At 70.9% G+C, this 9,346-nt stretch carries 10 protein-coding genes; 6 read left to right on the plus strand and 4 right to left on the minus strand.

Annotated features, from left to right (window positions below; genetic code table 11):
* Window positions 1-5: 5 nt before the first annotated feature.
* From E0E39_RS02425 to E0E39_RS02440, 4 genes are all read right to left on the minus strand, one after another.
* Window positions 6-1,199 carry a galactokinase family protein gene (locus tag E0E39_RS02425; RefSeq protein ID WP_130873318.1) on the minus strand — a complete coding sequence of 398 codons (1,194 nt, stop codon included), beginning with the start codon at window positions 1,197-1,199 and terminating at the stop codon, window positions 6-8.
* Window positions 1,196-2,020, minus strand: coding sequence for a nucleotidyltransferase family protein (locus E0E39_RS02430; RefSeq protein WP_130873319.1), 825 nt, complete (start codon window positions 2,018-2,020; stop codon window positions 1,196-1,198). The genes E0E39_RS02425 and E0E39_RS02430 overlap by 4 nt, the downstream gene beginning before the upstream one ends.
* An 89-nt stretch (window positions 2,021-2,109) precedes the next feature.
* A complete protein-coding gene (gene dhaL, locus E0E39_RS02435; RefSeq protein ID WP_130873320.1) occupies window positions 2,110-2,730 on the minus strand; it encodes a dihydroxyacetone kinase subunit DhaL in 621 nt (206 codons plus the stop codon).
* 52 nt (window positions 2,731-2,782) lie between these two features.
* Entirely contained in the window at window positions 2,783-3,025 is a 243-nt protein-coding gene (locus tag E0E39_RS02440) for a PLD nuclease N-terminal domain-containing protein (protein ID WP_130873321.1), read from the minus strand.
* Window positions 3,026-3,106: 81 nt separating this feature from the next.
* On the opposite strand from E0E39_RS02440, the gene E0E39_RS02445 reads away from it, so the two are divergent.
* The 6 genes from E0E39_RS02445 to E0E39_RS02470 form a co-directional block, all read left to right on the plus strand.
* On the plus strand, window positions 3,107-4,117 hold the full coding sequence (locus E0E39_RS02445; RefSeq protein ID WP_245988173.1) for an AMP-binding protein: 1,011 nt from the start codon (window positions 3,107-3,109) through the stop codon (window positions 4,115-4,117).
* Between the two features lie 9 nt (window positions 4,118-4,126).
* A complete protein-coding gene (locus tag E0E39_RS02450; RefSeq protein ID WP_207302533.1) occupies window positions 4,127-5,020 on the plus strand; it encodes a 1,4-dihydroxy-2-naphthoate polyprenyltransferase in 894 nt (297 codons plus the stop codon).
* Window positions 5,017-5,964 (plus strand): o-succinylbenzoate synthase, encoded by a 948-nt coding sequence (locus E0E39_RS02455; RefSeq protein WP_130873323.1) that lies wholly within the window; start codon window positions 5,017-5,019, stop codon window positions 5,962-5,964. Before E0E39_RS02450 ends, E0E39_RS02455 begins: the two co-directional genes overlap by 4 nt.
* Window positions 5,961-7,514 carry a 2-succinyl-5-enolpyruvyl-6-hydroxy-3-cyclohexene-1-carboxylic-acid synthase gene (menD, locus tag E0E39_RS02460; RefSeq protein WP_165444609.1) on the plus strand — a complete coding sequence of 518 codons (1,554 nt, stop codon included), beginning with the start codon at window positions 5,961-5,963 and terminating at the stop codon, window positions 7,512-7,514. The genes E0E39_RS02455 and menD overlap by 4 nt, the downstream gene beginning before the upstream one ends.
* A 47-nt stretch (window positions 7,515-7,561) precedes the next feature.
* The gene (locus E0E39_RS02465; RefSeq protein WP_130873325.1) at window positions 7,562-8,017 is read left to right on the plus strand and encodes a hypothetical protein; all 456 of its coding nucleotides are present in this window, start codon (window positions 7,562-7,564) and stop codon (window positions 8,015-8,017) included.
* Window positions 8,018-8,235: 218 nt separating this feature from the next.
* Window positions 8,236-9,346 (plus strand): Re/Si-specific NAD(P)(+) transhydrogenase subunit alpha (locus E0E39_RS02470; RefSeq protein WP_130875608.1); only part of this gene is annotated, 1,111 nt, incomplete at its 3' end.

Genomic DNA, 9,346 nt, shown 5'->3' on the forward strand with positions numbered 1-9,346 from the left:
GGAGGTCAGAGGCGTCGGGCCGGGCCGCCGGGGCGGGTGATCAGGGTGCTGGCCCTCTCCGCGACCCCCGGGAACTCGGCGACGTAGCGCTCCCCCCAGGCGGCGGCGAAACCGTCGGCGTCCGCGGATGGCACCAGGGCCCACACCGAGCCGCCGAAGCCCGCCCCGAAACTGGATGCGCCCCGCGCACCCAGGTCGCGGGCCAGGGCCTGCATCCGGATGGTCTCGGGCACCTGGTTGCCCAGGTTGTCCCGGGCGTTGCGCTGGGAACGCTCGGCCAGCTCCCCGAAGGCGTCGAGGTCACCAGTGGCCAGGGCGTCGACCGCGGCCGGGATGAGCTCCTCCGACTCGGTCAGGAAGGCCCTCAACCGCGACGCCAGCTCGGGTGAGTGGGCGACGACCGCGGTGAGGCCCTCCCGGGCGTCCCCGTCGCCGGTGAGGGCGTCTCCGATCGTGAGGTCCTCCGAGCCGGTGGCGGAGTTCCACGCGGCGACGATCTCCCGGGTGCGCAGCGACGCCGCGTTGTACAGCTCCAGGGCCGCCCCGGTCTTCTCGGCCAGGACCCCGGAGACCCCGACGACGAAACTCAGGTCCCCGGGCAGGGAAACGGAATCGCCCTGACGGATCGGGCAGAACCGGAACTGCGTCAACCGGTCTGCGTGGCAGCACAGCATGGCGGTGTGGTCCTCGGAGCCGCCGAAGGTCCCGACACCCCGCATCCCGGTCAGCGACCCGAAGGTCATGCCGTTCTCGATGCAGGCCAGGTATCCGGCCAGGTCGGTGCGGGAGCCGATGTTCTCCCGCCACTCGGGGCGCTCACGGAAGCCGTTGTGGTCGATCAGGCTCAGGGCCACCGCCACCACCAGCGCCGAACTCGACGACATGCCGGAGGCCAGCGGCAGCGTCGAGTCGATGACCAGCCGCGCGGGACGCAGCCCACCGAAATTGAGGGCCAGCCGGTCGATCACCGTCTGCAGGTAACCGCCCCAGTGTCCGGCGGGAAGACCGCTCGCGTGCCCGGGGAGGAGGGTCAGTTCCTCCCCGGGTGAGGCCGTCGTGACGGCGGAGAACCCGGAGGCCGCATCCTCCAGCTCCACCGTGATTCCCTGCTCCACCGCTGCCAGCAGCGAGTTCCCGCCCGCGTAGTCGGTGTGTTTGCCGAGGACCTCCAGCCTCCCGGGCACGAACCACGCGGTCACAGGAGCACTTCCCGGGCGCGCAGGGCCTCCACCACGGATGCGATGTCCCCGCGGTTCGACATGTCGAGCACCCCGAGATCCGCGCGAACCAAGCGGTACGGGTCACCGTCGGCGATGGCGCGTCGCACCGCGTCGGTGATCTCGTACTCGCCGCGCGCCGATCTCGGAATGGCGCGGGCGGCCGCGAAGATCGCGGGCGTGCACAGCCAGCAGTTCATGGAGATCACGGCCCCGTCACCCAAGCGCTCCACCGTGGCCTCGTCGGGTTTCTCCACCAGTTCGGCCAGGTTGCCCTCGGTATCGGCAGTGGCCAGTGCGAACGCCGCGATGCGTTCGGCGGGAATGTTGGAGTGGTTCAGCATGCCCTCGCGGGTGAAACCCACCAGCGCGGAACCGGGCACCTCGTGCAGCAGTTCGAGGGCCTCGGTGGGGTAGTAGTTGTCCGAGTTGAGCACCAGTATCCGGTCCTCGCCCGCGAACTCCTCCGCCGCCAGCACCGCGTTCGCGGTGCCGAGGGGCTCGGCCTGCACGGCGTAGGAGATGCGCACGCGCCGCGTGGTGATGCCGTCGTAGTGGTCGCGGATCAGGTCGTGCTCGGGACCGATCACCAGGCAGACCTCGCTGAAACCGGCGTCCGCCAGGGCCGAGATCACGAAGTCCAGGAAGGGGCGGCCGTCCAGGGAGATCATGGCCTTCACCCCGGCGTCGGCGGCCCTGCTCTGCTCGGCGGTCAGTGCGATGTGGTCGGCGGCCCTGCGCATGCGTGACCCGAGACCACGGGCGAGAATGACGGCTTTGTGCGGTGCGGTGTGCGAAACCATGCGCGAAGCCTATTCAAACTGCGCGAAATGCTCATGTCGGGGCCGGAAATGCGCAGATATTCCGCGGGAACGTGACCTTTCCGGTGGGGTCAGAGGTGGCGGGAAGCGCTGTCGAGGATCATCGCCATGGACACGGCACCCGGGTCGAGGTGCCCGATGGAACGCTCCCCGTAGTGCGCCGCCCGGCCGCGACGGGCCAGCATGTCGCGGGTGGCCTCGGCCCCCGCCCGCGCGGCGGCGGCGGCTCGTTTCAGGCTGGCGGAGGGTTCCTCGTCGCGTTCCACGGCCGCGTGCTCGAGCACATCGATGGCGGGGCACAGGGCGTCCAGCATGGTCTTGTCGCCCGCCTGTGCCCTGCCCCGCGATGCGATCCCGTCGCGTCCGGCCTTCAACGCCTGCCAGATGCTGGAGACGGTGTGCGGGGACTGCCAGAGCTGCCCGACCCGCAGGAAGAACGTTCCGTACAGCGGCCCCGAGGCCCCGCCGACGGAACTCACCAGGGCCATGCCCACCTGGTTGAGGTACTGACGCGTGGTGGTGTCCGGGCCGGGAACGATCGTCGCGGCGGTGGCCATGCCGCGTGCCATGTTCGTGCCGTGGTCGCCGTCGCCGATGGCGGCGTCCAGCCCGTCCAGTTCGTCGATGCGGGCCTCGAACTCCGCGGCGGTCGATTTCAGCCAGGTGCTCAGGGCATCAGGGCTGTCAAGCATGGGTGTCCTTTCCATTTCCGGGCGATTTCCCCGCGAAGCAGTCGAAGTGGTTTCAGTGCAGGCCGCGCAGGAAGTCCTCGTCATCGTCGGGGGCGAGCTGGCGGGGCCTGGGACGCGAGGAGGGGCGCCCCGCGAGCAACCAGGCGAACGGGCCGATCACCGGGACGCAGATCACGACGAACAACCACAACCACCGGGGCATGGCGCGCACGCGAGCCCCCTTGGCCTGTGCCAGTTCGACGACGCAGTAGATGGTGAGCATCACCACTGCGACGATCAGAAGCACCTTGAGCACGGGGCAATTCTAGCTCCCGGAATCCGATTCCCGTCCCCGGTGTTAGGGTCGCGTCGCGACCGAGGAACAAAGGTGGTGACGATGGTCTCGGATGTGTCCCGGATGTTGGAGGGCGGCCCTGCTCTGTGGCTGGCCGACGGCCCGGCCCCCCGATTGCCGCGGCGCGTGGGGGCGGTGGTGCAGACCTCCGGCACGACGGGATCGGCCCGGCGCGTCGTGCTGTCCCGGGCGGCGTTGCGGGCCGCCGCCGAGGCGGCCCGGCAACGCGTGGGGGGTGACCTGACCTGGCATCTCGCCCTGCCCGGGCGCTACGTGGCCGGGCTGATGGTGCGGGTGCGCTCGGCGGTGGCGGGTCGGGGAACACCCGTGATTCCGTCCGATCTGGACGGGCTCGCCCCCACCGGTGACGGTGACGCCATCAGTCTGGTACCCACCCAGCTGCACCGCGCCTTGGGCGATGCCGCCGTCACGAAGCTGCTGCGGGCCTTCGACCTGATCCTGCTGGGCGGCGCCCCCCTCGGGTCGGGGCTGCGGGAACGCGCCGGGGACGCGGGGCTGGCCGTCGTCGAGAGCTACGGCATGTCGGAGACCTGCGGCGGGGTGGTCTGGGACGGGGAACCGCTGCCGGGGGTCGGGATCGGGGTGCGCGACGGCCGGGTGGTCATCGGCGGCCCGACGCTGTTCGACGGCTACCTGGACGACCCCGCCGCGACCGCCGCGGCCATGGACGGCGGCACGCTGCTCACCCGTGACCGGGGACGCTGGGAGGACGGCAGGCTCGTGATCACCGGGCGCGTCGACGACGTGGTCATCTCCGGTGGGGTGAACATCGACCTGGCCGAGGTGCGGGCAGCCGCCGCCCGCATCGATCCGGAGACCGCGGTGCTGGCCGTCCCGGACGCGGAGTGGGGGCGGCGGGTGGTGCTGTTCGCCCCCGGCGGTGACCTGAAGGGTTGGCGCAGGACCCTCGCGGGTGCGCTGCCCAGGACGTGGCTGCCGCGGCAGCTGGTCGTCACCTCGATCTCGCGCACCCCCGGGGGCAAACCGGACCGCGAGGCGCTCGATGGCCTCATTGCTGGTGAGAACCACTAGCATGACCCCATCATGAGCTTCTCCACATGGGTGGCCGGCGCCCGGCCCCGGACCCTTCCCGCCGCCGCCGCACCCATCCTGGCGGGAGTGGCGGCAGGACTCGGGACCGGCCCCACGCCGCCCCTGTGGCGCCTGATCCTGCTTCCCCTGCTCTGCCTCGGGGTGGCGCTGGCCCTTCAGGTGGGGGTCAACTACGCCAACGACTACTCCGACGGAATTCGCGGCACCGACGACGTGCGTGTCGGCCCGATCCGGTTGACCGCATCCGGTTTGGCGCGTCCCGGAGCGGTGAAACGGGCCGCCTTCCTGTGCTTCGGTGTCGCCGCGGCGCTGGGGAGCGTCGTCGTCGTGATCAGTGGGTACTGGTGGCTGCTGGCCATCGGGGCCGCCAGCATCCTCGCGGCCTGGTACTACACGGGCGGTTCCCGGCCCTACGGGTATCGCGGCCTCGGGGAGGTGATGGTCTTCGTGTTCTTCGGTCTGGTCGCAACGGTCGGCACCACCCTGGTCACCTTCGGCTCCGCGCCGCCTGCCTCCTGGGTGGCGGCCGTCGGGATCGGGGCCCTGGCGAGCGCCCTGCTGGTGGTCAACAACCTCCGCGACCTCGCCGCCGACGCCGAGGTGGGCAAACGCACCCTCGCCACCCGGCTGGGTGATTCCGGAACCCGGGTCTTCTTCGTGGCCCTGCTGGTGGTCGGCGCGGCCTCGGTGCTGGTGGTGATGGCGCTCAGCACGCCGTGGGCGGGCCTGGGGCTGCTGGGTTTCATCCTCGTTCTGGGCCCCGCCGCGCGGCTGCTGGGCGGGGCCGTCGGACGCGACCTGATCGCGATGCTCCAGGCCACGTCCTTCACGGAGCTGGCGATGGCCGCCGGGCTGCTGCTGGGGGCGGTGGTCGGCCGGTGATCGTCTTCGACATCCCCCTGCGGGTTCCGTTCCGGGGCGTCACCCGGCGGCAGGGAATCCTGTTCGAGGGCGAGGCGGGCTGGGCCGAGTGGAGTCCCTTCCGGGAATACGGCGACGAGGAGGCCGCCACCTGGCTGCGGGCAGCCGTCGCGGAGGCCCGCGAGGGTCCCCCCGAGCCGCTGCGTGACCGCGTCGCCGTCAACGGCATCATCCCCGCCATCGCCCCCGGCGAGGTGGCGCGGCGGGCCGCGGAATCCGGGTGCCGCACCCTGAAGGTCAAGGTCGCGGCCCCCGGCGAGGACCTCGACGACGACGTGGCCCGGGTGGCGGCCGCCCGCGCCGCCCTGCCCGGCGGGGCGATCCGCGTCGACGCCAACGGGGCCTGGACGCCTGCCCTGGCGGAAACTGCGATCCGGGAGCTCGCGCAGTTCGACCTCGAATACGTGGAGCAGCCCTGCGCCGGCGCCGAGGGGCTCGCCGAGCTGCGCCGCCGCCTGGACGGCCTGGTCGCGATCGCGGCCGACGAATCCATCCGGCGGGCCGCCGACCCCCTGCGGGTGCTGGAACTCGGCGCGGCCGACGTGGTGGTGTTGAAGGTGCAGCCGCTCGGTGGGGCCGCCGCCTGCCTCGACCTGGCGGAGCGGCTGGGGCTTCCCGTGGTGGTCTCCAGCGCCGTGGAGACCTCCGTCGGGCTGGATGCGGGCCTGCGGTTGGCCGCGGCCCTGCCGGAGCTGCCGTTCGCCTGCGGCCTGGAAACCGGCAGGCTCCTGGAACGCGACGTCACCGCGCACCCGCTGCTGCCGGCCGCGGGTCAGATCGAGGTGCGTCCCGTGCACGTCGACGACGCGCTGGCGGAGGCCTGCCGCGCCGATGCACGGACCGAACGCTGGTGGCTGGACAGGCTGCGCCGGGTCTCGGCGGTCGCGGGGGTGGGGCTGCCGTGAACTCCCCCCTGCTGGGAAAGGTGATCGTGGAGGCCCTGCTGGCCTCCGGCATCCGGGACGTGCTGTTGGCGCCCGGTTCCCGCAACGCCCCGATCTCCCTGGCCCTCCACGCGGCCGAGACCGCCGGGCTGCTGAGGTTGCACGTCAGGATCGACGAACGCGTCGCGGCCTTCACCGCCCTCGGGATGGCGAAGGCCTCGGGCAGGGTCGTCGCGGTGGCCACCACATCCGGGACGGCCGTGGGGAACCTGGTGCCCGCCGCCATGGAGGCGCGCGCCTCCGGGATCCCGCTGCTGCTGTTGACCGCCGACCGCCCCGCGACCCTGGTGGGCACGGGAGCCAACCAGACCTGCGACCAGCTGGGGATCCTCGGTCCCGCCGCGGTCGGGGTGCTGCGGCTGGCCTCCGGAACGGGCACCGAACCGGCGTGGCGGGCGACGATCACCCGGGCCTGCGTCCTGGCCGCAGGCACGAGGACCCGCCGCCCGGGGCCCGTGCAGGTCAACGTGGAGTTCGAGACCCCGCTCGTCGACGCCGCCACCCCGGCTCCCGAACCCCAGGAGGTGTGCCCGGTCATCGCCCCGAGTGTCGGCGTCGAGGTGTACGAGGCGGCGGGAGCGGCTCGCACCGTGGTGCTCGCGGGGGACGCGCCCCCCGCGGTGGGGGCGGAGGCCCGGGCCACAGCGGAGGTGGCGGGGGTGCCGCTGCTGGCCGAACCTTCCAGCAACGCCCGCGCCGGCAGCGCCGTGCCCCGCTACCGGGAGCTGCTGCCCGCCCTCGGGCCGGAGATCGAACGCGTCGTGGTGTTCGGTCATCCCACCCTGTCCAGGCCCGTTGCCGAGCTGCTGGGCCGCGGCGACGTCGAGCTGATCGTCGTCGCCCCGCACGCCGACTGGATCGATCCCGGACACGCCGCCGCACGGGTGGTCGACCGCGTCCTGCTGCCGCACGGCGACCCGGCCTGGCTGGCCCGCTGGCAGCAGCCGGAGGGCGCGACGACCCGTGAACCGGGGGAACTGACGGGAGAGGCCGTGGCGGCGGAGGTGGTCGCGGCCACGCGGCCCGGCGAGAACCTGGTCTTCGGCGCCAGCTCCAGCATCCGTTACGCGGACCTCGCGCCGATCAACCCGAACCCCGGTTTCTGCTGGGCCAATCGCGGACTCGCCGGGATAGACGGTACCGTTGCGACCGCGACCGGAATCGCCCTGGCGACCGGAGCGCCGACGACGTTGTTGCTGGGTGACCTCACCCTGCAACACGACCTGGGTGCGTTGGCCACGCCCGAAGTTGGACACGAGGCGTGTTTGCGTGTCATCCTTTTGGACGACCATGGAGGAATGATCTTTGCCTCACTGGAGCAGGGGCAGCCGGCGTTTGCAGCCGCTTTCGACCGGGTGTTTCGTGCTCCACAAGGGGTTGAGCTGGGTTCAGTGGTCCGTTCGATAGGGTGGCGGACGGCAGAAGTTACCTGCATACAATCGCTGCGTCAGATGCTCGCCAGGCCAAGCTCTGACCGAGAGTTACTGCATATTGTCCTGGGCCAGGACTAGCCTTCAAGGAGTGGCGGATGAATACTCATTCAAGGAGGGAAGACGAAGTGCGTCAGTTCCACAAACCCGTGAGGCGACCAAGTGACATCCTTGAAGAGTTCAATGGTTCCGGGGATCCGGCGGACGAGAGCAGCACCGCTCACGACACCGCCGCTGTTCTCGTTCACATGGTGGGGGACAAGGCGGTGCCCGCTGTGCGTGCCCGACTGGTGGAGTACATAGCGGCCGAGGGAATCGAGGACCTCCTGGAACTCTGGTCCCGGATGGCGGCGGTGTCACTGCCCGGGTCGCTCTGGAGGTTGCGACAGATTGAGCGGAAACTTCCCGAAGGGCCCGTCGCCGAGGATGTGCGCAGCGTTCTCGCGGGGGAGTACGAGGGAGACTTCGGTGATCTGTGCGCCCGGGCGGCGATCATCGGCAGACGCCTCGGGCCCCGCTGGGATCAGCTTGCCGCGGAGCTGGAAGGGTGTTCCAAGTCCTGGGATGCCGGCAAGCTCTGGTGATCGGCAAAGTTCACGCTACTATGGGACTCACCGGATCGCGGTAACCCCGGGCTCCACCTTGAGCCGCTGCGAGCGGCCTTTCGCCGAGAGGCGTTCCCGGTCCGGTCCAGACGTCGGGCGGCTGGCGGTTTCGTCAGCCGCCCGACGTCACCCTTCGGACACGGTCTCAGTCTCACCTTGGATGCGCAGGACGGTTGATGGACGATAGCGTGACCCCCATGGACATCGGTGTACCTCGGGAAACCAACGACACGCGCGTGGCCGCCACCCCCACGACCGTCGCTCAGCTGCGGAAACTCGGCTACCACGTCTTCGTGGAGACAGGGGCGGGCCTGGGTGCCTCGTTCGACGACGACGCCTATCGCGAAGTCGGTGGAGTGATCGTCGACAACGCCTGGAACCGTGACATCGTGCTCGCGGTCGGGGCGCCCTCGGACGCGCAACTGTTGGACATGCGCCCGGGCGCCACGTTGATGTCCTTCCTGGCACCCCGACAGGACCCGAGCCTGACCCGGAGGATCGCGGCCCAGGGCATCAACGCCCTCAGCATGGACATGGTGCCGCGCACCTCCCGCGCCCAGGCCCTCGACGCCCTCAGCTCCCTGGCCAACATCTCCGGCTACCGGGCCGTCGTCGAGGCGGCCCACGCCTTCGGGCGATTCTTCACCGGCCAGGTGACCGCGGCCGGCAAGGTGCCCCCCGCCACCGTGCTCGTGATCGGCACCGGTGTCGCAGGACTCGCCGCCATCGGCGCCGCCAACTCGCTGGGCGCCGTCGTGCGGGCGACCGACGTGCGCCCCGAGACGGCCGAACAGGTCACATCCATGGGCGCCACCTTCCTGCACGTCGGCCGGGCCGACCAGGGGGTCAGCTCCGACGGCTACGCGAAAGAGGTCGGCGCCGACTACGCGGCACGGGCAGCCGAGCTGTACGCCGCCCAGGCCCGTGAGGTGGACATCATCATCACGACCGCTGCCATCCCCGGGAAACCCTCGCCCAGGTTGATCACCGCCGAGATGGTGGAATCCATGAAACCGGGGTCGGTGATCGTGGACATGGCGGCCTCCGGCGGCGGAAACTGCGAACTCACCCGGCCCGGCGAGAGCCACGTCACCGACAACGGGGTGACCATCATCGGCTACACCGACCTGTCCTCCCGGCTGCCCGGGCAGTCGTCGCAGCTCTACGGCACCAACCTCGTCAACGCCCTCAAGCTCATGACCCCCGGCAAGGACGGGAACCTCGTCATCGACTTCGACGACGAGGTGGTGCGCACCATGACCATCGTCCGTGACGGGGAGGTGACCTTCCCGCCCCCCGAGATCAAGG

The organism is [Pseudopropionibacterium] massiliense, from assembly GCF_900607225.1.
In the GTDB taxonomy this organism is placed as follows: Bacteria; Actinomycetota; Actinomycetes; order Propionibacteriales; family Propionibacteriaceae; genus Arachnia; species Arachnia massiliensis.